Below are 20,667 nucleotides of genomic sequence, written 5' to 3'. Positions count from 1 at the left end.
GCACCCGCCTTCATCAGTGGCCTTTCTTATCACCACGCGACATATTGTCCAGCCAGCCCATCACAAAGGCAGAGAGCACAAACGTCAGGTGGATAATCACGTACCACATCAGCTTGTCGTTGGCGACGTTGCGCGCTTCCATGAACACCCGCAGCAGGTGAATCGAGGAGATGGCCACAATCGACGCCGCGACTTTGTTCTTCAGTGAGCCGGAGTCCATCTTGCCCAGCCAGCTCAGCTTCTCTTTGCTTTCGTCGATATCGAGTTTAGAAACAAAGTTCTCGTAGCCCGACAGCATCACCATCACCAGCAGCCCGCCAACCAGCGTCATGTCGACCAGCGACAGCAGCAGCAGGATCAGATCGTTTTCCGCAATGCTGAAAATGTTGGGCAGCAGGTGGAAAATTTCCTGGAAAAATTTGATGGTCAGCGCCAGCAGGCCGAGTGAAAGTCCAATGTAAACCGGAGCCAGCAACCAGCGCGATGCATACATCAGGTTTTCGGTAAAACGTTCCATAAATTCCCAATAATAATCAGACAGGTCGGGCAGTATAACTGATCAACTGTGAAGTTATTTCAGCCCTTCGTCAGAAATTTCCGGAACCGGCGGCAGCGGCAGCGACAGACGAAATACAGCGCCGCCTTCGGGCCGATTCTCAGCCCAGATCTGCCCGCCATGACTCTCAATAATGGTCTTACAGATCGCCAGTCCCAGCCCGACGCCCGGCACGGCTGACTCCTTATCACCCCGGGTGAACTTATCAAAAATCCGGCTTAAATCCGCCTCTGGGATGCCGGGTCCGCCATCCCAGAGCGCAATCTCCAGCCGCGTCCCGGCACGCCAGGCACGAATCCCGCGCGGCGCGCAGTTACCGGCATACTTCAGGCTGTTCTCAATCAGGTTGGTAAAGACCCGCTCCAGCAGGCTGCTGTCGCCCTTGATCAGCACGATGTCGTCCGGCAGATCGAGCTGCACCTCGTGCCCTTTCAGCGACGGTGCCATGCTGCTCAGCGCCCCGCCGATCACCTCTTCCAGTGACAGCCACTCCTCACGCAGGTTCAGCCCGCCCGACTGAATGCGCGCCATATCCAGCATGTTACTCACCAGGCGGATAGTGCTCAGCGTCTGCTCACGGATCTGGCTGGCCTGCGGCACATATTTCGAGTTGTCATTGGCGAGGTCGAGCATCAGCATTTCCGCCTGGCCAAACAGCACGGTCAGCGGAGTACGCAGGTCATGTGACAGCGCGGACAGCAGCGCATTGCGCAGTTGCTCACGCTCCGCCGACAGCCGCGATGCCGCCTCGCTGTGCGACAGCGCCATCCGCTCCAGCGCGTTGGCGATCAGCACGGTAAAGGTTTCCACCAGCCGTTGCTGCTCGGGGATCATCAGCTGACGCAGATTTTGCGGTTCCACCACCAGCAAGCCGCGACAGTGCGCGCCGCTTTTTAACGGCAGGATTTGATACGGCACCGCCGGTAAGGTGTCGGTTCCGGCACCGGCCGGCTGGCCTTTGCTGTAGCTCCACTTAGCGATGGCGCGGTCAGGCTCACTGGCGGGTAGCGCATCGCCCACCGGTTGCAGTTCGCCCTGCTCATCCGGCAGCAGCAGCAGACAGCGCGCCTGCAGGGTGGCGTCCAGCACCCGCTGACTGGTGGCAGCGATATCCTGCGGCGTTAACGCGCTGCCGAGCGATTTGGCCATCTCATACAGCTGACGCGCACGCTGCTCGCGGTAGCGCGCCACCCGCGCCTGATAACGCACCCCGGCCGTCAGGTTGCCGACGATCACCCCCACCGCCAGCATCACGCCAAAGGTCACCAGATATTGCAGGTCGGAGACCGCCACCGTGCCGGTAGGAGCCACAAAGAACAGGTCAAAGGCGAGGATATTCATCACCGTGGCGATCACCGACGGCCAGCGGCCATAGCGCAGCGCCACGATCACCACCGCCAGCAGATAGATCATCACACAGTTGGCCGGATCGAAACCGATCAACAGCGACTGGCCGGCAACGGTCACCGCGATGCACAGCACCAGCGCCATCATCACGCCGCGTAGCTGAATACGCCACTTGTCGCTGGTGACCCGGCCGTCCGCCAGCGGATGCGGCGCGTCGTGCAGCGGCTCATCCAGCGCCACCACCAGCAGATCGAGATCGGGGCCGAGCTGGCCGAGCCGTTCGGCAAAACTGTCACGCCGCCAGCGCCGCAGCGGACGACGGCCGGTTACGATTTTGCCGAGATTGTGTTCGCGCGCGTAACGCAGCACCGCTTCCGCTTCATCAGGCTCGGAGAGCGTGGCGGTCTCTGCGCCCAGCTCCTGCGCCAGTTGCAGGGTACGCAGGATCGCCCGCCGCCGCGCTTCCGGTAGCCGGTTCAGCCGGGGCGTCTCGACATACACCGCATGCCATTCACTGCCCAGCCGCGCCGCCAGCCGCGCAGCGGTGCGCACCAGTTTTTCACTGCCGGTATCATCGCCAATACACAACAGAATCGCATCGCGGGTGTGCCAGACGCGATCCCGTCCCTGCTGATCGCGCCAGGCGCGCATCTGATCGTCTACCCGGTCCGCAGTGCGGCGCAGCGCCAGCTCACGCAGGGCGAACAGGTTGCCCTTGCGGAAAAAATTCTCAATCGCCCGTTCGGCGCGGTCGCCGATATAGACTTTGCCCTCTTTCAGCCGCTGCCGCAGATCGTCAGGCGGCAGATCGACCAGCACCACCTCATCGGCGCTGTCGAAAAAGGGGTCGGGCACGGTTTCCCGCACCTGAATACCGGTAACGCCGCCCACTACGTCATTGAGGCTCTCCAGATGCTGAACGTTGACGGTGGTCAGCACGTCAATGCCCGCTTCCAGCAGCTCCTCAATGTCCTGCCAGCGTTTGGGATGACGCGAGCCCTGAACGTTGGTGTGCGCCAGCTCGTCCATCAGGATCACCGCCGGATGGCGGGCCAGCGCCGCATCAAGGTCAAACTCGGCATGGCGCGAGCGGCCGGTCGCCCGGCGCGGCAGCAGGGTTAAGCCGCTCAGCAGTTGCGCCGTTTCCGGCCGGTCGTGGGTCTCCACCACGCCGATCAACACATCCAGCCCCTGCGCACGCAGCCGTTGCGCCTCCTGCAGCATGGCGTAGGTTTTCCCGACGCCCGCACAGGCGCCAAAGTAGATTTTCAGCCGGCCGCGATGGCTGTCGCGGCTAGCCTGCAACAGGGCATCGGGATCGGGGCGCGTCGGTTCCTGATTCATAGGGTCCTTGTCGGCATTACAGATCGCTGAGCGCCAGGTTGAGCTGCAGCACATTGACCGTCGGATCGCCGAGGAACGGCATCAGCGGCCGGTGGGTCTGCTGATCAATCAGCGCCTCTACCTGGGCTAACGGTAACTGACGGCTGGCGGCGATGCGAGGGGCCTGCCAGCGCGCCGCGTCAGGTGAAATATCCGGGTCCAGTCCGCTGGCTGAGGCGGTCACCAGCTCAACCGGCACCGCGGCCGGTGCCTGAGGATTGGCGGCCCGCAGCGCGGCAACCCGTTCGGCGACCGCTTTATCCAGCGCCGGGTTACTGGCGGCCAGATTGCTGCCGCCCGACGCCAGCGGGTTATAGGGCCGATCGCCGCTGGCAGAGGGACGACCCCAGAAATAACCGGGCTGGGTAAAGTTCTGCCCAATCAGCGCCGACCCGCGCGCCACACCCTGTTTCTCCAGTAACGAACCGTTGGCCTGCGCCGGAAACAGCCACTGCGCCAGGCCGGTGGTGAGCAAAGGATAAACCACGCCGCTGATAACGGTAAGCAGCAACAACAGTAAAATCGCCGGACGTAACTGACTCATTTTCTTCTCCTCAGGCCATGCCTGACAGGACTAACAGCAAATCGATCGCTTTGATGCCGACAAACGGCACCAGCAGGCCACCCAGCCCGTAGATCAGCAGGTTGCGGCGCAGTAAGGCGGCCGCGCTCAGTGGGCGATAGCTGACGCCCTTCAGCGCCAGCGGAATCAGAAACACAATCACCAGCGCATTAAAGATTACCGCCGACAGAATCGCGCTGGCCGGTGAGTGCAGGTGCATCACGTTGAGCATGTTGAGCTGGGGATAGGTGGCGGCAAACGCGGCCGGAATAATGGCAAAATACTTGGCCACGTCGTTGGCGATACTGAAGGTGGTCAGCGAACCGCGCGTCATCAGCATCTGCTTACCGATGTGCACCACTTCCAGCAGCTTGGTCGGGTTAGAGTCGAGATCGACCATGTTGCCCGCCTCTTTCGCCGCCTGAGTGCCGGAGTTCATCGCCACCGCCACGTCCGCCTGAGCCAGCGCCGGCGCATCGTTGGTGCCGTCACCCGTCATCGCCACCAGCCGTCCTTCCGCCTGGTACTGACGGATCAGCGCCAGTTTGGCCTCGGGCGTCGCCTCGGAAAGAAAGTCATCCACCCCCGCTTCGGCGGCAATCGCCGCGGCCGTCAGCGGGTTATCGCCGGTGATCATCACGGTTTTGATGCCCATCTTGCGCAGCTCGGCAAACCGCTCTTTGATGCCGCCTTTGACGATATCTTTCAGCGCCACCACGCCCAGCACTTTCGCCCCTTCTGCCACCACCAGCGGCGTGCCGCCGGTGCGCGCCACCTCTTCGACCCGGGCGTTCACCTCGGCCGGGAACGCGCCATGGCTGGCTTCAATATGACGACGTACCGCATCGACCGCCCCTTTACGGATCAGCCGATCCTGTACGTTAACCCCACTCATCCGGGTCTGCGCCGAGAACGGAATGAAGCTGGCGCCCATGCTGCTGAGATCGCGTTCACGCAGGTTAAACTGCTGTTTCGCCAGGATGACGATGCTGCGGCCTTCCGGCGTCTCATCCGCCAGCGAGGCGAGCTGCGCGGCATCCGCCAGCTGCTCTTCGCTGACGCCCGGTGCCGGCAGAAACTGTGTCGCCTGCCGGTTACCGAGGGTAATGGTGCCGGTTTTATCCAGCATCAGCACATCAACATCGCCCGCGGCTTCCACCGCGCGGCCGCTGGTGGCGATCACGTTGGCACCGAGCATACGGCTCATCCCCGCCACGCCAATCGCCGACAGCAAGCCGCCGATGGTGGTCGGGATCAGACAGACCAGCAGCGCCACCAGCACCGTGACGCTGACCGGCGTCCCGCCCCACGCCGAGAACGGCCACAGGGTAACGGTCGCCAGCAGAAACACGATAGTGAGTGACACCAGCAGAATGGTCAGGGCGATCTCATTCGGGGTTTTACGGCGTTTGGCCCCCTCCACCATGGCGATCATCCGGTCAAGGAAGGTCTCGCCGGGGTTAGCGCTACAGGTAATCACCAGCCAGTCAGAGAGGATGCGCGTCCCGCCGGTTACCGAGGCAAAATCGCCGCCCGATTCACGGATAACCGGCGCGGATTCGCCGGTAATTGCGCTCTCATCCACCGACGCCCCCCCTTCCAGCACCTCGCCGTCGCACGGAATGATATCGCCCGCTTCCACCAGCACCGCATCGCCTTTGCGCAGCTGATCGGCCGCGATCTGCTGCCAGTCTGCGCCATAGCGCGCCGCCGACAGTTTTTTCGCAAAGCTGGTCTTTTTCACCCCTTTCAGGCTGCTGGCCTGGGCTTTACTGCGCCCTTCTGCCAGCGCCTCTGCCAGATTGGCAAACAGCACGGTGAACCACAGCCAGACCGCAATCGCACCGGTGAAACTGGCGCTGCCGTTCAGCTTGCCAGTCAGCATAGCCAGCGCCAGTAAGGTGGTCAGCACGCTGCCGAGATAGACCACAAACATCACCGGATTACGGAATTGCACCCGAGGATCGAGCTTTTTCAGCGCATCCCAGGCTGAAGTACGCAGCAGCGCCGCGTCAAATAACGCCTGTTGTTGACGACTCATGAGGATTGTCCCTGAACAAGTTGCAGATGCTCAGCCACCGGGCCCAGCGCCAGAGCAGGAATAAAGGTCAGCGCACCGACCAGCAACACGGTGCCGACCAGCAGCGCAATAAACAGCGGGCCGTGCGTTGGCAGCGTGCCGTTGCCCACCGGCTGCACTTTTTTCACCGCCATCGCACCGGCAATCGCCATCACCGGGATGATGATGCCGAAGCGGCCCAGCAGCATGCAGCTGGCCAGCAGCAGGTTCCAGAACGGGGTGTTGGCACTCAGTCCGGCAAACGCGCTGCCGTTGTTATTGGCCGCCGAGGAGACCGCGTAGAGCACTTCACTGAAGCCGTGAATACCGGGGTTAGCCATCGCGCCCCGTCCGGCGTCGGTCATCATCGCCAGCGCAGTGCCGATTAACACCAGCGCAGGCGTCACCAGAATCGCCAGCGCGGTCATTTTCATCTCCCAGACGTCGATTTTTTTACCGAGGAATTCCGGGGTACGACCGATCATCAGCCCGGCGATAAACACCGCCAGCAGCACAAACAGCAGCATGCCGTACAGGCCAGCTCCGACGCCGCCGAACACCACTTCACCCAGCTGCATCAGCCACATCGGCACCATTCCGCCCAGCGCGGTAAAAGAGTCGTGCATGGCGTTAACCGCGCCGCATGAGGCGGCAGTGGTGATCACCGCAAACAGGCTGCTGTTAAGAATGCCAAACCGGGTCTCTTTGCCCTCCATGTTGACTGCGCTGTCGGCGCCTAGCGTCAGCAGATGCGGATTGCCGCGCAGTTCTGCCCACATCACCACCGCCACTGCCACCACAAACATCAGCGTCACCGCCCACAGCAGCATGTGGCCCTGACGGCGATCGCGCACGCTTTCACCAAAGGCAAAGCAGAGCGCCGCCGGGATCAGGAAGATGCTCAGCATCTGTATCAGGTTGGTCAGCAGCGTCGGGTTTTCAAACGGATGAGCGGAGTTGGCGTTGAAGAAGCCGCCGCCGTTGGTGCCGAGCATTTTGATCGCTTCCTGCGAGGCCACCGGACCCATCGCCAGCGTTTGCTGTGTGCCTTCCAGCGTGGTGAGCGTGTGGTACGGCGACAGCGTCTGGATGCTGCCCTGGCTGACAAAAATCAGCGCCATCAGCAGGCTGATCGGCAGCAGCACATAGAGCGTGATGCGCGTCAGGTCACGCCAGGCGTTGCCGAGCATCCCGCTTCCGCGCTGAGCGAATCCGCGAATCAGCGCAAACGCAACCGCAATACCGGTGGCCGCCGACAGGAAGTTCTGCACCGTCAGCCCCACCATCTGGCTGAAATAGCTCAGGGTGCTTTCGCCGCTGTAGGACTGCCAGTTGGTATTGGTCACAAAGCTGACCGCGGTGTTCAGCGCCAGATGCCAGCTCAGACCCGGCAATCCCTGTGGGTTAAGCGGCAGCGTACCCTGCAGCAGTAAAATCGCCAGCAGCAGCGCAAAGCCGAGCGCGTTAAACAGCAGAATCGCCAGCAGGTAATGCGGCCAGCGCATCCCGCTTTGCTGTGCGCCCAGCAGCCGCCACAGCGGCGCTTCGACCCGGGCGAACAGCGGCTTATCGGCAACCAGCGCCGCCAGGCCACGCCCAAGCGGTTGCGCCAGCACCATTAACAGCAGCAGATAACATCCGATGAGTAAAAAAGCATTGGCCGCCATCAGAAGGCCTCCGCATTTAACAGGGCATAGATCAGATAGCCCAGTAACAACACCACCAGCACAATGCCGGTTATTACGCCCACGCTCACAGGAACCTCCAGAGGTTTGGATTTGCTGATTAGCTTGCGCGGCGGCGTATAAAGAAGGGGTTAAAATGCAGCGGGCGGGCGTAAAAATAGTGTAAAAATGGCGAAATATCAGGCGACTTCCAGCGCCCAGATGCGGTTGAGATCGACATTGCCCCACAGCGTGCTGTCTTCCGCCCCGACGATGCTGTCGGTACAGAAGCTATCGCCCAGGTCGAGCTCTTCCGGTTTGACTTCGCGCTGGGCGTGCAGCGACCAGAAGACGTGGACACAGGGCTTCATCAGCGATTTCTCACCCGCTTTGACCACCAGCGCCACCCGGCCTGATGCCAGCCGTACCAGTGAGCCGACCGGATAAATGCCGATGGTACGGACAAAGGCGTGCAGCAGGCCGTTATCGAAGTGGCCACGCCAGCTCAGCATGTGATGCATCGCCTCGGCGGGCGTCCAGCCGGTGCGGTAGACGCGCGTCGAGGTGATGGCGTCATAGACATCACACACCGCCGCCATGCGGGCATACAGCGAGATCTCCTCACCTTTCAGGCCGTGCGGATAACCGCTGCCGTCATATTTTTCATGATGGTGCAGCGCAATATCCAGCAGATCGGCATCGGCACTGGCCTCCATCAGCATCTGTGCACCGACGATCGGATGCTGACGCATGATGGTAAACTCGTCCTCGGTCAGCTTGCCGGCTTTGTTAAGGATCTCCAGCGGCACGGCCGCTTTGCCGACGTCGTGCAGCAAGCCGCCCATCCCGACGCGCCGCAGCTGGATCTCATTCAGCCCGAGCCTTTTACCCAGCGAAATCATCAGCCCGCAGACCGCCATCGAATGCAGATAGGTGTAGTCATCGTGATTTTTCAGCCGCGCCACGCTCAGCAGTGCAGAGGGTTCACGCCGAATCGATCCGGAGATTTCATCCACCAGATCGATCATATAATCAAGGTTCAGGCTGTTACCGAGGCGCGCCTCGTTGAACATCGCCAGCACTTTGGATTTGCCCTGCTGAAAGATCTGCTGCGCCTGATCCAGCTCCTGAAAAAACGGCGTCCGGGCTATCGATCTTTTTGCCACAACCGGCGCGATCGGAGCCTGCACCGATCGATCGAGGTCGATCCACAGTTGCTGGATCCCTTCGTTGCGTAACATAGCGATTTGTCGTGGATCGGTGATCAGCATCTGGTTGCGAATACGTTTGTCTTTTATCCACCAGACCTCCAGCTTGTGGATAAACATGCCTGGACGTAGTTCGTCAACGGTAATCAGCTTTATCACGATATCACTCCTTAATATCAGCGGGTGGTAAGGTGATATCGGCAGCTGCGCAAAATTTCTTCAGGCCGTTTTGTGCGGAGTGTGTGGTCGGAGGAGGCGGCATTCATCGGGGGGAGCCGGCGGGTCCACCGGTTGATGCGGGTACGATGGCGATGCCCGCCACGGCATCGCCTCTGGAGCGAGCGGCGCTAGATGACCGGAGTCAGCAACGGTTTGCCAGCGGCGAACGCCTGCATGTTTTCGAACACCAGATCGGCCATCGCCGCCATAGTTTCTGTGGTGTTGCTGGCGATGTGCGGGGTGATCACGACCTTGTCGCACTGACGCAGCGCCGCAGGCACCTGCGGTTCCTGCTCAAACACATCCAGCCCGGCCCCGGCGATCTGTCCGCTTTCCAGCGCCGCAATCAGCGCCTGCTGATCGACCACGCTGCCGCGCGCAATATTGATCAGATAACCCTGCGGTCCCAGCGCCTGCAGTACCTCCGCGTTGATGATCTGCCGTGTGGCCGCCCCGCCGGGCAGGGTCAGCACCAGAAAATCAGCCTGCTGTGCCAGCGAGACGAGGCTGTCGTGACGGGTATAGGGCACATCCGGACGTGAGCGCGGGTTGTAGTAGTGAATCGCCATATCAAATGCCTGCGCCCGCTTCGCTACCGCCTGACCGATATTGCCCAGCCCGACGATACCGCATACTTTGCCACTCACCTTGCGGCTCAGCGGAAAACGTCCCTGCTGCCAGTGGCCGGCGCGGGTGAAGCGGTCTGCTTCACTGATGCGCCGCGCCACATCCAGCAGCAGCGCCATACCGAGGTCCGCGACACACTCATTCAGCACCTCCGGCGTATTGGTCACCGCTATGTTGCGCGCCCGGGCAGCCTCAATATCGATACTGTCGTAGCCGACGCCGTTACTGCAGATCGCCCTGAGATTGGGCAGCGCCGCAATCAGCGCGGCCGATGCGCCCATCACCGCATTGCCGCTGGTAACCAGCATGTCGATTTTGCCCCCCATTTCCGCCAGAAACGCCGCTTCGTCCTCCGCCTCCCACAACCGAAAGGCGGTAAAAGTGTTTTCGATTTTCTCTATCAGCTGCGGTGGCAGAAACTTTCCCTTAATCAGCACATTACATTGCTTTAATGCCATCTTCTTTCCCCTGTTTTTCATACGATGCCGGACGTTCACTCTGCTCGCCGACCCGTTCAATCGGGCCCATCACCAGCAGGAACAGCAGTGCCGCGACCACACAGTGAGCGGCAACGAATGCCAGCCCGATGCCGTAGCTTCCGGTCATGCCGACGATGATGCCGAACAGCAGTGGCGTGGTGAAACCGGCGATATTGCCGATGCCGTTAAAGATTGAGCCCGCCAGGCCAACCGCTTCTTTCGGTGCGGTGTCGCTGATAACCGTCCAGGTACCGGCACCCGCCGCCACCCCTTTGCCAAAAAAGGCAAACGACATCACGGCGATAATGCCGACGTTGCTGGGGATTATCGCCGCCAGTACCAGGCTGGCCGCCATCAGCATGCCGACGATATAAGGCGTTTTGCGCGCCCAGGAGACGCTCCAGCCGCGGGCGATCAGTTTGTCCGAGATATAGCCGCCGCTGATGCCGCCGAGGAAACCGAACACCGCCGGCGCAATAGTGGCGAAACCCGCCTCCATGATGTCCATGCCCCGCGCCTGCACCAGATAGATCGGAAACCAGGTAATAAAGAAGTAGCTCAGCGCGATAATGCAGTACTGACCGAGGTAGGCGCACCACAGCATGCGGTTGGTCAGCAGCTTTTTGAACATCGCTTTACTGACCGGTGGACGCGCCCGAAGGGTCTGTTCGGCGTCGATATCCACCAGCCCGCCGCCGTTAATAATGTGCTGCAGTTCGGTTTCCGATACGCCGGGATGGTTACGCGGCTCCCGCATATAAGCGGCCCAGACAAACACCGCCAGCACGCCGATACCGCCCAGCACAAAGAACGGCCACTCCCAGCCGAAGCGCGATACCAGCCAGCCCGACAGCGGCGAGAAGATGGCAACGGCGAAATATTGCGACGAACTGAACAGCGACGAGGCGCGACCCCGCTCTGCGCCGGGGAACCACATAATGACCACCCGCGCATTGGCCGGAAAGCTCGGGGCCTCAATCAGTCCCAGCAGAAAACGCAGGCCGAACATCAGCATCAGTGCGCCGGTCAGGCCGCTGGAGAACTCGCCGACAAAGCCCATCGCCAGCGTCGAGATCGACCACAGCGCCAGCGTCACGCCATAGACCTTTTTGGCACCAAAGCGATCGAGAAACAGCCCGCCGGGGATCTGCCCGATCACGTAGGCCCAGCTGAAAGCGGAGAGGATCAGGCCGAGCTGGATCGCCGACAGCCCAAACTCCTCTTTAATGGCCGATCCGGAGATCGACAGGATCGAACGATCGGCGTACGCCACCACCGAAAGCAACAGGATCAGACACAGGATCCAGATGCGGACATGGGTAGTGCGGGTGGTCATTTTGTCTTTAACCATGAGGTGAATTCCTTAAAAAGCGGCCAGTTATGCCGCGAGGTTTTTTTCAGGAATACCGCTGAGATTCCCCTGTTGAGGAAATATAGGTAGGAGGCTAACCATTGGTCATTGTGCGAATGTTGAGATCGCTGACGCTGATTTAGCTTAATTCTGGCAACCGCCACAAACAGCAGTGCGGCGCTGCACAAAAGCAGAAAAAGCCGCCGCGCTGTGCAGAAGAATGTGCGCAGGATCGAGGAATTAGCGCCAGGCGACAGCTATGGCTGCGCTATTTTTCCGCAAAATGTGGCCTCGCCTGCAAGTGTGAAAACGCCCGATTGTCAAACTCTGCCGCCCTTCGTAGGCTGCAAATGATCGCATTTATCCACTTTCTAAATAAATGAAAAATAAATTCCATCCTTTCACCTCTGGGAGTCTGCAATGAAAAAAAGTGCATGGGCAATGCTGTGTCTGCTGTCGCTCTCCACCCCGGCGCTGGCAGAGAAAATTGGCGTCTCAATGGCCTATTTCGATCAGAACTTCCTGACCATCATCCGTCAGGCGATCGATAAGGAAGCCAAAGCGCGCAAGCTGGATGCGCAGTTCGAAGATGCGCGCGGCGATGTCGGCCGTCAGACCGATCAGGTGCAGAGCTTTATCAGCGCCGGGGTGGACGCCATCATTGTCGATCCGGTGGACTCGGCCAGTACGCCCGCCCTGACCCGCCTGGCGCAGCAGGCCCACATCCCGCTGGTCTATGTTAACCGCACGCCGGGAGATAAAACTCTGCCGCCTGGCGTGGTGTTCGTCGGTTCAGATGAGCGTGAATCCGGCACGCTGCAGATGGAAGCGCTGGCAAAGCAGGCCAACTATCGCGGCAACGTCGCCATCATGATCGGTAACCTGACCGACGCCGGCGCGCTGCAACGGACGCGGGATGTGGAGCAGGTGGTGGCGAAATACCCCAACATGAAAGTGGTGCTGAAGCAGACTGCCAACTACGCCCGTAATGAAGGCATGGATCTGATGCTCAACTGGCTGTCGAACGGGGAGGATATCGATATTGTTGCCGCCAACAACGATGAAATGGCGATTGGCGCCACCATGGCGATCGCCCAGGCGAAGCCGAAAAAAACCATTCTGGTCGGCGGCATTGATGCCACGCCGGATGGCCTGAAAGCGCTGGCGAGTGGCAAATTAGCGGTGACGGTGTTCCAGGACGCCGTGGGTCAGGGTAAAAAATCGGTAGAGGTGGCGCAGCAGATGATCAAAGGTGAAAAGGTCGATTCCCACCAGTGGATCCCGTTTGAACTGGTGACGCCACAAAACAGGCAGCATTATCAGGATAAAAATCCGTAAGGCAGGCTGGCGCGGCCGTGATGCCGCGCCATCGGTCACGGCTGATGCAGTAATTTCGCCATCACGACGACATCATGCAGCTTACCGTCACGCAGCGCCGCCTGGCGCAGCAATCCTTCGCGCTCAAACCCCAGACGATGATAGAGCCGGAGCGCCCGTTCGTTGTCGTGGAACACCTCCAGTTGCATGCGGGTGATGCCGAGCCAGTTACGGGAATAGTCGAGCGCGGTGCGGATCAGCTTTTCGCCTACGCCGCGGCCGCTGAATGCCGGATCCACGCCCAGCCCGAAACTGATGCTGTGGCGGGTGCGCGGTTTATTGTCGACAAACAGCGTCAGCTCACCGGCCATCTCCCCGTCGATTTCCGCCACAAACGCGATATAACCTTCGCCATCCATTTTCAGGAACTTTTTCTCCCAGGTCGCGACGCTGGGAAACGGTAGCTGTAGCGTCCAGGGGTAGACATCAGGATGGCTGTAGAGCCGCTGATAGGCGGCGGCATCGTGAGGCTCTCGTCCCCGGATGGTAATTTCCATATTTTCTCCTGTTAGCCGAACGGGTTTGATGCACTAAGCTGTACCTCTTCATCGGACGGAAAGAGTACTGCTATGTTGTATCGCCGTTTTGAACGTTTTATCAATATTTTTCATGATGCTCCCAGCGATTCGCCCCCTGCTACGGTCTGGTCCTTTTACGCCTACTATCTGCGTCAGGTCTGGCCGAGTTTTGCTGCCCTGCTGCTGGTCGGACTGGCGTCAGCGCTGATCGAAGTGGCGCTGTTCAGCTACCTGAGCCGCATTATCGACCTGGTGAATCATTCGACGCCCGCCACCCTGTTCAGCGATAACTGGCCGCTGCTGCTGTGGATGGGCGCGGTGGCGCTGATCCTGCGACCGATTTTCATCGCCCTGCACGACATGCTGGTGCACCAGAGCATCAGCCCGAGCATGACCAGCATGATCCGCTGGCAGCATCACAACTACGTGCTGCGTCAGAGCCTGAACTTCTTTCAGAACGATTTTGCCGGCCGTATCGCACAGCGCATTATGCAGACCGGCAGTTCGCTGCGGGATTCATCCGTACAGCTGGTCGACGCCATCTGGCACGTGCTGATCTACTCGGTCACCTCACTGGTGCTGTTTGCCGAAGCGGACTGGCGACTGATGATCCCGCTGGTGCTGTGGATTCTGGCCTACAGCGCCTCGCTGCGTTTCTTTGTGCCGCGCGTCAAGGCGCGCTCGGTGGTTTCATCAGAAGCGCGCTCTAAGCTGATGGGAACCATCGTCGACGGCTACACCAATATCACCACCATCAAACTGTTTGCCCATAGCGATCTGGAGCGACAATACGCACGCGAAGCGATTCAGGAGCAGACCGACAAAACCCAGCACGCCAGTCGCATGGTCACCAGCATGGATCTGACGCTGTCGGCGCTGAACGGCATGCTGATTGTCTCGACGTCCGGACTGGCGCTGTGGCTGTGGAGCCAGTCGCTGATTAGCGTCGGGGCGATTGCGCTGGCGACCGGTCTGGTGATCCGTCTGGTGAACATGTCTGGCTGGATCATGTGGGTGGTGAACGGCATTTTCGAAAACATCGGCATGGTACAGGATGGCCTGAACACCATTTCTCAGCCGCTCAGCGTGCAGGATGCACCCGGCGCGAAGCAGCTGAAGGTGACACGCGGCCAGATCCGCTATGAAGATGTGCGCTTTGACTACGGCGGCGGACGACAGGTGATTAACCAGCTCAACCTCGATATCAAACCCGGCGAGAAGATTGGCCTGATCGGCCCGTCCGGCGCCGGTAAATCGACGCTGGTTAATCTGCTGCTGCGGCTGTATGACCTGAACGGTGGCCGGATTGTGATTGACGATCAGGATATCGCCACGGTGACTCAGGAGAGTCTGCGCAGTCAGATCGGCATGATCACTCAGGACACCTCGCTGCTGCACCGTTCGATACGTGAAAATCTGCTCTACGGGCGTCCCGATGCCAGTGAAGCGGAGTTGCAGATGGCGATTCGCCGTGCCCGTGCTGACGAGTTCATTCCGCTACTCTCCGATCCGCAGGGCCGTACCGGGCTTGATGCGCACGTCGGGGAACGCGGCGTGAAGCTGTCAGGCGGTCAGCGTCAGCGGGTGGCGATTGCCCGCGTACTGCTGAAGGATGCGCCGATCCTGATCATGGATGAGGCGACGTCAGCGCTGGATTCGGAAGTGGAAGCGGCGATTCAGGAGAGCCTGGAGTCACTGATGCAGGGCAAAACCGTCATCGCCATTGCGCACCGTCTGTCGACCATCGCGAAGATGGACCGGCTGGTGGTGCTGGATAAAGGCGGGATTGTCGAGACCGGCAGCCACGCTGAGCTACTGGCGCACAACGGCTTGTATGCGCGCCTGTGGCAGCATCAGACCGGCGGTTTTGTCGGCGTCGATTAATCGCCGCGTCGGTAAGGCAAGGCGTCGCGTGCTTCTTCGACCCAGCCGCGCACGCCTTCCCGCTCCTGCTGCAGAAAATCCGCCACCGCATCGCGTAAGCCAGGATGCAGCAGATAGTGCCAGGAGTGGGTAATCTGCGGCTCAAAGCCGCGTACCAGCTTGTGTTCGCCCTGCGCTCCGGCATCAAACCGCGTCAGGCCGTGCTCAATCGCAAAATCCATTCCCTGATAAAAACAGGTTTCGAAGTGCAGCCGATCGAACTCCGCCAGGCAGCCCCAGTAGCGACCGTATAACGCCTTTTCATCCCGCAGGTAGAACGCCATCGCCGCCGGTTGCTGCTGCAGGCGTGCAATCACCACCATGATGTTGTCCGGCATCCGTTCCGCCAGCAGGCTGAAGAAATCCCGCGTCAGATAGGGCTGCTGACCGCGCACCGCGTAAGTGTTGGCGTAGCAGGTGTAGACAAAATCCCACTGATCTTCGCGCAGCCGATCGCCACGGTAGCGCTCGAACACAAAACCGCTTTGCATCACCTGTTCACGCTCTTTGCGCAGCTGCTTACGCTTACGCGACATCAGCGTGTCGAGGAAATCCTGAAAGTCCCGGTAGCCGCGGTTGTGCCAGTGATACTGACAACCGAGCCGCGCCAGCCAGTCCGGCTGTTCGGCCAGCAGCTGGTTGGCCTGCGCATCGGTAAAGTTAATGTGCGCCCCGCTTAACCCCTGCTGCTGCAACCTTTCCGGTAACGCCGCCAGCAACTGCGCCGCAGCCACGCTGTCGCCCAGCAGGCGCGCCCCGCTGACCGGGCTGAAGGGAATAGCTCCCAGCCATTTAGGGTAATAGCGGATGCCGGCCCGCTGGCTGGCATCTGCCCAGGCGTGATCGAACACATACTCGCCCCACGAATTGCGTTTACGGTAGCCCGGCAGCGCGGCACGGGTGATGCCGCCGTCACGCCACAGCAGATGATCCGGCTGCCAGCCCGATTCGGGCCGCACGCTGCCGCTCTGTTCCAGGGTAAGCAAAAAAGCGTGGCGCAAAAAAGGCTGATCGTCAGGCAACAGCGCATCCCACTCGGCGGCGGCGATCTCCGCCAGCGAAGTCAGGTGAAACAGCGACATGAAAAACTCCAGACAGCAACGGGCGAACGATCAGTCAAGCAGGTTTTCTGCGCCAGCGAAAGGGTGAAGGCACGCAATGTGAAGGCTGCACAGCCTGCCCGCACGCCCTATACTGCGATTTTGCCTCCTGACTGGAATCGCCATGGATCGACTCGAGTGTGACCGGATGTTTGTCACGGTGCTGGAAACCGGCAGTTTTTCGGCGGCGGCGTTACGGCTGGGCACCAGCAGCAGCCAGGCCTCCAAGCGGGTATCGAAGCTGGAACAACAGCTTGGGGTTCAGCTGTTTAAACGCAGCACCCGCGCCCTGTCGCCAACCGACGTCGGGCGCAGCTATTACGAACGGGTAAAAAACCTGCTGGATGCCTTTGATGCACTGGATGCCAGCGTGCGCGAAAGCGCCAATACGCCCACCGGCCGGCTGAAGATCAGCGCACCCGGCTCTTTCGGCACCGCCGTGTTGTCGCCGGTGCTGGTGGCGTTCGCCCGGCGCTATCCGCTGATTGAACTCGACGTCAGCTTTTCCGATCGTGCGGTGAACATCGTCGATGAGGGATTTGATCTGGCGATTCGCATCGGCAACTTAAGCGACAGCAGCCTGGTGGCGCGTAAGCTGGGCGAGGTCCATGTGCGCATCGCCGCGTCACCGGTCTATCTTGAGCAGTTCGGTAAACCGCAGCACTGGCAGGATATCCGCCAGCATCAGTGCATTATCGACACCAACTTTCGCGATCCGCTGCACTGGCCGTTTGCCGATGGCAGCGGCGAGATGGTCAGCATCCCGATTCAGGGCCGCCTGCGCTTCGCCAATACTGAAGCCTGTTTGCAGGCGGCGATTGCCGGGCTGGGCATTGCGCGACTGCCGGGGTTCATCGCCGCGCCCGCGCTGCGGCGCGGTGAGATCGTCCGATTGCTGGAGAACTTTGATATTCCGCCCCTCGGCCTGTTTGCTGTCTATCCGCCAGCCCGCCATCTGGCGCACCGGGCGCGCCTGCTGATTGACTTTCTCGCCACCCATTTCAGCGAGGTTCCGCCAGATTGATTCCGTCCATAATGGAATAAATGATTGTCTTTTTGGCTGGATTATCACTCATTCTGTCATCAGTTAAGCTACTGCTCAGATCAACAGAGGAGTGGCATCATGTTAGTAGCGGGGAAATGGAGTGGTGACTGGCATCCGGTGCAGGCTACCGATAAACAAGGCGGTTTTGTCCGTCAGGATGCCGGTTTCCGGCACTGGATCAGCCACGATGGTTCAACGGAATTTGCTGCGGAACCGGACCGCTATCATCTCTATGTGGCGCTGATCTGTCCGTGGGCCTCGCGCGCGCTGATCGCCCGTAAACTCAAAGGACTGGAATCGCTGATTAGCGTGACGGTGGTCGAGCCGCAGCTCGGCGCGCAGGGCTGGCGTTTCGGTGAGGCGACCGCTGCTGACCGCGATCTGCTGGACGGGGCGCACTATCTGCATCAGATTTACACCCGCGCCGCGCCCGATTTTACCGGCCGGGCCACCGTTCCGGTGCTGTGGGACAAGAAAACCGCCACCATCGTTAATAACGAGTCGGCTGACATCGTGCGGATGTTTAACAGCGGCTTCGGCGATCTGGCGGACAACCGCCTCGATCTCTATCCCGCCGCGCTGCGTGCAGAGATTGATGCGCTCAATGCCAGTCTCTATCCCCGGCTTAACAATGGCGTGTACCGCGCCGGCTTCGCCACCACCGCGAACAGCTACCAGCAGGCGTTCAGCGAGGTGTTCAGCCAGCTTGACGAACTGGAGTTGATGCTCAGTGATGGCCGCACCTTCCTGCTCGGTGAACGTTTGACTGAAAGCGATATCCGGCTGTTCGTCACCCTGATTCGCTTTGACGTGGCCTACCATGGCCTGTTCAAATGCAACCTGCGCCGGGTGCGCGATTACCCGTTGCTCAATCGCTATCTGAAAAGCATGCTGTCAGTCTCCGGCATCCGTGAGACCGTCAACATTGAACACATCAAACAGGGTTATTACTCGATTTCGGCGCTGAACCCGAACGGAATTGTTCCGGCAGGCCCGGATCTAAGCGAGTACGGTTTATAAAGCCCCTTTTTAAGGAACAGCAATGGCAAAAGCACTGGTGATATTTCTGCATGGCGTCGGCAGTAACGGCGACGATCTGGCACCGATTGGGCGTCACTGGGCGGCCTTATTACCGGATGTGGTGTTTGCATCGCCGGATGCGCCTGCAGCGTTTGATGGCGGTTTTGGCTATCAGTGGTTCAGCCTGGCCGGCGTTACGCCAGAGAACCGTCCGGCGCGGGTACGGGCGGCGCGGGCAGCGTTTGACGCCACTCTCAGCAACATTATCAGCCAGCACGGCTTCGCCGAACGCTGGCACGAGGTGGTGCTGGTGGGCTTTTCGCAGGGGTCGATTATGGCGCTGGATGCGCTGGCATCCGGCCGTTATCCGCTGGCGGGCGTGGTGGCATTTTCAGGGCGTCTGGCGTTTGACGGCGAGCTGACGCCGCAGCCTCATCTGCCGGCCATGCTGATCCACGGCCATGCCGATGAGGTGATCCCGTGGCAGGAGAGCGAATCCGCGGCTGCGCGGCTGAAACAGGCGGCAGTGCCGGTTGAAACCCTGTTTGAGCCAGCGACCGGCCACACCATTTCAGCACAGGGCGCTCTGCATGCCGCCGCGTTTATCGGGCAATGCCTGCAGGATTAAACACTACGACCAGTAGCGGCTTAATGCCTGCCACGCCTGCCGGGCAGCCACCTCAGGCGGCAGGCGTTTCAGCGTATCATTAAACACTTCAATGCCAACCGGACCCTGATAACCGGCACTTTTCAGCTTATCCACAAAGCGTCCGATGTCGATAATGCCATCACCGGGTAGCAGTCGCTGATGACGCGCGATGTCGATCAGACTCTGCTTATCCTGCGGCGGAACGGCAGCCATATCACACAGTTGCACCTCGTAAATCCGCTCGGCAGGAATGCCATCCAGCTGTGAAGCGTCGCCGCCCAGCGCACAGATATGGAACAGATCGACCACCAGCCCGATGTTGGGCTGATCGAGACGCTGCAATCGCTGCCACGCCAGCGGCAGGGTGTTATCCACGCTGCACCAGGCCATCGGCTCATACATGATGCGCATGTTGTAGCGCGCGGCTTCCGACGCCATCCAGCGCAGGTCATCATCAATCTGATCGGCGCGGCAATCCTCACGGGTACTGGCCGGAGCCTGAATGGTGTCACACCCCAGCGCCTGGGCAATGTGGATAAACTGACGCAGCTCTTCGCGCTTCTGCCCGCGCAGCGCGCTGGGCGCGCCGGTGAAATCACGCAGCACCTGCAGATTGGTAAAGCCGGGTCCCTGCTGAGCGGCAATCCGGGCCAGCGCCGCGGCACCGCCGTCGCAGGCCTCCACGTCCTCACGCCAGATTTCGACCTGGTCAAAACCGGCATTATGCGCCGCCTGTAGCTTCTCTTCGGGCTCACCGTTTAACAACACCAGGTTAAGGAATGTTGGATTACGACTCATCTCTCTGCTCCTTAATCGTCCGGAATAATCGGTGAAGAATAATCAGCTGCAACGCCGCACACCTTGCGGCCTGGGCAACATCGCAGCTAAAACAGTATCTACCTCTTAAGCGTTATGGCAAGCCGCGATTCACGGTCCGTCAGGCCAGCAGCGTCATCAGTGCGAAACCGGCAAACGCCATCAGCAGCGAGCCGATGACATGCACCAGCGCACTGGCCATCGCCCAGAGGTACTTACCTGATTGTAGCAATACCATTAATTCTGCCGTAAACGAGGAGAAGGTGGTCAGCCCGCCGCACAGGCCGGTGATGATCAGTAGCTTCCACGCCGGGTCAATTTCCGGATGGCGGACAAACCAGGCCATCGCCGCGCCAATGATCAACCCGCCGATCAGATTAACCAGCAGCGTGCCGGGCGGCAGGTTGGGAAATAAAGCATTGAAACGTACCGCGAACAGCCACCGCAGCACACAGCCAGCAGAGCCGCCAATCATGACGGCGAACAACGGTTTCAACATGTCTTGCTCCTGATTGCAGATTTCACGCCGGGCTGAGGGGAGAAGCAGAGATAAACCGCGCCTGACACCTCAGCTCCCGCGAAAGGATACACCGAGTGTCAGGCGTCATCAGCCGGGGTAAAGCCCGCCGGCGGTTGGGGAAGGTGGCACGCCATCACCTTAAGCGAAGGATAATACGATGCGACTCTCCGGCTGGCAACTGAGTGGCCACCGCAGCGGTTGCCGCTGAAAACCTTGACGACGGCGCGGCGGTCAGGGTAATGCT

At 60.1% G+C, this 20,667-nt stretch carries 18 protein-coding genes and 1 riboswitch; of the genes, 5 read left to right on the top strand and 13 right to left on the bottom strand.

The features are described 5' to 3' along the window. Positions 1-13: 13 nt before the first annotated feature. From ACLIBF_RS01265 to ACLIBF_RS01225, 9 genes are all read right to left on the bottom strand, one after another. Positions 14-517: a TIGR00645 family protein gene (locus ACLIBF_RS01265; RefSeq protein WP_031377731.1), complete on the bottom strand. Its 504-nt coding sequence runs from the start codon at positions 515-517 to the stop codon at positions 14-16. Between the two features lie 54 nt (positions 518-571). Further along, positions 572-3,247 carry a two-component system sensor histidine kinase KdpD gene (gene kdpD, locus ACLIBF_RS01260; protein WP_448309169.1) on the bottom strand — a complete coding sequence of 892 codons (2,676 nt, stop codon included), beginning with the start codon at positions 3,245-3,247 and terminating at the stop codon, positions 572-574. A gap of 16 nt (positions 3,248-3,263) precedes the next feature. After that, positions 3,264-3,830: a potassium-transporting ATPase subunit KdpC gene (kdpC, locus tag ACLIBF_RS01255; RefSeq protein ID WP_159223118.1), complete on the bottom strand. Its 567-nt coding sequence runs from the start codon at positions 3,828-3,830 to the stop codon at positions 3,264-3,266. Between the two features lie 10 nt (positions 3,831-3,840). After that, positions 3,841-5,889, bottom strand: coding sequence for a potassium-transporting ATPase subunit KdpB (gene kdpB / locus ACLIBF_RS01250; protein ID WP_279809607.1), 2,049 nt, complete (start codon positions 5,887-5,889; stop codon positions 3,841-3,843). Next, positions 5,886-7,574, bottom strand: a complete 1,689-nt coding sequence (gene kdpA / locus ACLIBF_RS01245; protein WP_031377167.1) for a potassium-transporting ATPase subunit KdpA — start codon at positions 7,572-7,574, stop codon at positions 5,886-5,888. Before kdpA ends, kdpB begins: the two co-directional genes overlap by 4 nt. Further along, positions 7,574-7,663: a K(+)-transporting ATPase subunit F gene (gene kdpF, locus ACLIBF_RS01240; protein WP_010253443.1), complete on the bottom strand. Its 90-nt coding sequence runs from the start codon at positions 7,661-7,663 to the stop codon at positions 7,574-7,576. Before kdpF ends, kdpA begins: the two co-directional genes overlap by 1 nt. A 108-nt stretch (positions 7,664-7,771) precedes the next feature. Continuing rightward, the gene (locus ACLIBF_RS01235) at positions 7,772-8,938 is read right to left on the bottom strand and encodes an HD-GYP domain-containing protein (RefSeq protein WP_031377166.1); all 1,167 of its coding nucleotides are present in this window, start codon (positions 8,936-8,938) and stop codon (positions 7,772-7,774) included. A gap of 188 nt (positions 8,939-9,126) precedes the next feature. Then, entirely contained in the window at positions 9,127-10,083 is a 957-nt protein-coding gene (locus ACLIBF_RS01230) for a 2-hydroxyacid dehydrogenase (protein WP_069729082.1), read from the bottom strand. Beyond that, positions 10,064-11,455 (bottom strand): MFS transporter, encoded by a 1,392-nt coding sequence (locus tag ACLIBF_RS01225; RefSeq protein WP_448309164.1) that lies wholly within the window; start codon positions 11,453-11,455, stop codon positions 10,064-10,066. Before ACLIBF_RS01225 ends, ACLIBF_RS01230 begins: the two co-directional genes overlap by 20 nt. Before the next feature lie 420 nt (positions 11,456-11,875). Here ACLIBF_RS01225 and ACLIBF_RS01220 point away from each other — a divergent pair, with 420 nt between their 5' ends. Then, entirely contained in the window at positions 11,876-12,793 is a 918-nt protein-coding gene (locus tag ACLIBF_RS01220) for a sugar ABC transporter substrate-binding protein (protein ID WP_031377163.1), read from the top strand. Positions 12,794-12,828: 35 nt separating this feature from the next. Here the strand turns inward: ACLIBF_RS01220 and ACLIBF_RS01215 are convergent, their stop codons facing one another. Further along, a complete protein-coding gene (locus ACLIBF_RS01215) occupies positions 12,829-13,329 on the bottom strand; it encodes a GNAT family N-acetyltransferase (protein WP_031377162.1) in 501 nt (166 codons plus the stop codon). A gap of 72 nt (positions 13,330-13,401) precedes the next feature. Here ACLIBF_RS01215 and ACLIBF_RS01210 point away from each other — a divergent pair, with 72 nt between their 5' ends. Then, the gene (locus tag ACLIBF_RS01210; protein ID WP_279809605.1) at positions 13,402-15,234 is read left to right on the top strand and encodes an ABC transporter ATP-binding protein; all 1,833 of its coding nucleotides are present in this window, start codon (positions 13,402-13,404) and stop codon (positions 15,232-15,234) included. Here the strand turns inward: ACLIBF_RS01210 and ACLIBF_RS01205 are convergent. Further along, positions 15,231-16,355, bottom strand: coding sequence for a GNAT family N-acetyltransferase (locus ACLIBF_RS01205; protein ID WP_031377160.1), 1,125 nt, complete (start codon positions 16,353-16,355; stop codon positions 15,231-15,233). The two genes, ACLIBF_RS01210 and ACLIBF_RS01205, sit on opposite strands and share 4 nt — an antisense overlap. Before the next feature lie 142 nt (positions 16,356-16,497). Here ACLIBF_RS01205 and ACLIBF_RS01200 point away from each other — a divergent pair, with 142 nt between their 5' ends. The 3 genes from ACLIBF_RS01200 to ACLIBF_RS01190 all read left to right on the top strand — a co-directional run bounded on the left by ACLIBF_RS01200 (position 16,498) and on the right by ACLIBF_RS01190 (position 19,066). Further along, a complete protein-coding gene (locus tag ACLIBF_RS01200) occupies positions 16,498-17,397 on the top strand; it encodes a LysR family transcriptional regulator (protein WP_031377159.1) in 900 nt (299 codons plus the stop codon). A 99-nt stretch (positions 17,398-17,496) separates the two neighbouring features. After that, on the top strand, positions 17,497-18,438 hold the full coding sequence (locus ACLIBF_RS01195) for a glutathione S-transferase family protein (RefSeq protein WP_031377158.1): 942 nt from the start codon (positions 17,497-17,499) through the stop codon (positions 18,436-18,438). A 22-nt stretch (positions 18,439-18,460) separates the two neighbouring features. After that, positions 18,461-19,066: an alpha/beta hydrolase gene (locus tag ACLIBF_RS01190; protein WP_089561886.1), complete on the top strand. Its 606-nt coding sequence runs from the start codon at positions 18,461-18,463 to the stop codon at positions 19,064-19,066. A 3-nt stretch (positions 19,067-19,069) separates the two neighbouring features. Here the strand turns inward: ACLIBF_RS01190 and ACLIBF_RS01185 are convergent, their stop codons facing one another. Together ACLIBF_RS01185 and crcB are read right to left on the bottom strand one after the other, a co-directional pair. Beyond that, complete coding sequence (locus tag ACLIBF_RS01185; RefSeq protein ID WP_031377157.1) at positions 19,070-19,885, bottom strand: sugar phosphate isomerase/epimerase family protein; 816 nt, start codon at positions 19,883-19,885, stop codon at positions 19,070-19,072. A gap of 139 nt (positions 19,886-20,024) precedes the next feature. Next, complete coding sequence (gene crcB, locus ACLIBF_RS01180; RefSeq protein ID WP_031377156.1) at positions 20,025-20,402, bottom strand: fluoride efflux transporter CrcB; 378 nt, start codon at positions 20,400-20,402, stop codon at positions 20,025-20,027. Positions 20,403-20,494: 92 nt separating this feature from the next. Then, positions 20,495-20,570, bottom strand: a riboswitch (Fluoride riboswitch). Between the last annotated feature and the right edge of the window lie 97 nt (positions 20,571-20,667).

It is taken from the genome of Pantoea sp. PGP6 (assembly GCF_053474785.1).
Note: the sequence above shows the minus strand (reverse complement) of the source record. Positions and strands in the feature narration are given on the sequence as shown.

Coding starts and splice junctions, on each gene's coding strand:
- ACLIBF_RS01190 (WP_089561886.1), top strand. CDS start 18,461: ATGGCAAAAGCACTGGTGATATTTCTGCATGGCGTCGGCAGTAACGGC.
- kdpC (WP_159223118.1), bottom strand. CDS start 3,830: ATGAGTCAGTTACGTCCGGCGATTTTACTGTTGTTGCTGCTTACCGTT.
- crcB (WP_031377156.1), bottom strand. CDS start 20,402: ATGTTGAAACCGTTGTTCGCCGTCATGATTGGCGGCTCTGCTGGCTGT.
- ACLIBF_RS01225 (WP_448309164.1), bottom strand. CDS start 11,455: ATGGTTAAAGACAAAATGACCACCCGCACTACCCATGTCCGCATCTGG.
- kdpB (WP_279809607.1), bottom strand. CDS start 5,889: ATGAGTCGTCAACAACAGGCGTTATTTGACGCGGCGCTGCTGCGTACT.
- ACLIBF_RS01215 (WP_031377162.1), bottom strand. CDS start 13,329: ATGGAAATTACCATCCGGGGACGAGAGCCTCACGATGCCGCCGCCTAT.
- ACLIBF_RS01185 (WP_031377157.1), bottom strand. CDS start 19,885: ATGAGTCGTAATCCAACATTCCTTAACCTGGTGTTGTTAAACGGTGAG.
- ACLIBF_RS01205 (WP_031377160.1), bottom strand. CDS start 16,355: ATGTCGCTGTTTCACCTGACTTCGCTGGCGGAGATCGCCGCCGCCGAG.
- ACLIBF_RS01265 (WP_031377731.1), bottom strand. CDS start 517: ATGGAACGTTTTACCGAAAACCTGATGTATGCATCGCGCTGGTTGCTG.
- ACLIBF_RS01200 (WP_031377159.1), top strand. CDS start 16,498: ATGGATCGACTCGAGTGTGACCGGATGTTTGTCACGGTGCTGGAAACC.
- ACLIBF_RS01220 (WP_031377163.1), top strand. CDS start 11,876: ATGAAAAAAAGTGCATGGGCAATGCTGTGTCTGCTGTCGCTCTCCACC.
- ACLIBF_RS01230 (WP_069729082.1), bottom strand. CDS start 10,083: ATGGCATTAAAGCAATGTAATGTGCTGATTAAGGGAAAGTTTCTGCCA.
- kdpA (WP_031377167.1), bottom strand. CDS start 7,574: ATGGCGGCCAATGCTTTTTTACTCATCGGATGTTATCTGCTGCTGTTA.
- ACLIBF_RS01210 (WP_279809605.1), top strand. CDS start 13,402: ATGTTGTATCGCCGTTTTGAACGTTTTATCAATATTTTTCATGATGCT.
- kdpD (WP_448309169.1), bottom strand. CDS start 3,247: ATGAATCAGGAACCGACGCGCCCCGATCCCGATGCCCTGTTGCAGGCT.
- ACLIBF_RS01195 (WP_031377158.1), top strand. CDS start 17,497: ATGTTAGTAGCGGGGAAATGGAGTGGTGACTGGCATCCGGTGCAGGCT.